The sequence below is a fragment of the Vibrio sp. 970 genome (genome assembly GCF_033339075.1).
In genome coordinates this window covers 1-605 of record NZ_JAWOTW010000524.1, presented here as the reverse complement: position 1 = coordinate 605, position 605 = coordinate 1, and the positions used below count along the sequence as shown (strand labels likewise).

Sequence of the window (605 nt, the reverse complement as noted above, 5' to 3'; positions counted from 1 at the left end):
GAGACTGAAAACCCTGCCAAGTTGGCAGGGTTTTTTATGCCTATCCACTCATGCAACCATAGATTGTGAAACAAGAGTACATAGAAAGATTGTGTCGAAAATCCAAACCTTCAGGTTTGCCTACCAACAGCAACGATGGACTCTCAAGGTTCACTTACGCCAACGACAGCGTGTAACTTAGGAGCAATGGCAACGTCAATACGCTAAAGAAGTTCCCAAACAACACCATGGATGCCACTGTCATCGGTTCGATATTCAGTCGCTCTGCAAATAGATAATTCATGACCGCTGGAGGTAGCATGGTGAACAGCACCATCATTTGTAGTTGCATGGTTGGTAAAGGAATAAACCAATAAATGATTGCAAACGCGATTGCGCCAGTCGTTAACGATTGAACGGTACACAAAACTCCAACTTTTAATCCATCCAGTCTTAGATGGCACATTTGTGAGCCAAGAGAAAGCAGCATTACCGGAACAGCGGCTTGCCCTAGTAGTGCTGTTGCTTCATACAACGGTGTCCACGCGCCAATACCTGATAAGTTCAAACATAATGCGAGCGATGCCGATAAGAAAATTGGCATCTTCATGATTTGTTTCAATGGA

General features: G+C 44.1%; 1 protein-coding gene. It reads right to left on the bottom strand.

The features are described from left to right. Positions 1-154: 154 nt before the first annotated feature. The coding region (locus tag R7Q11_RS27660) for an AEC family transporter (RefSeq protein ID WP_225467169.1) at positions 155-605 on the bottom strand (451 nt) is incomplete at its 5' end.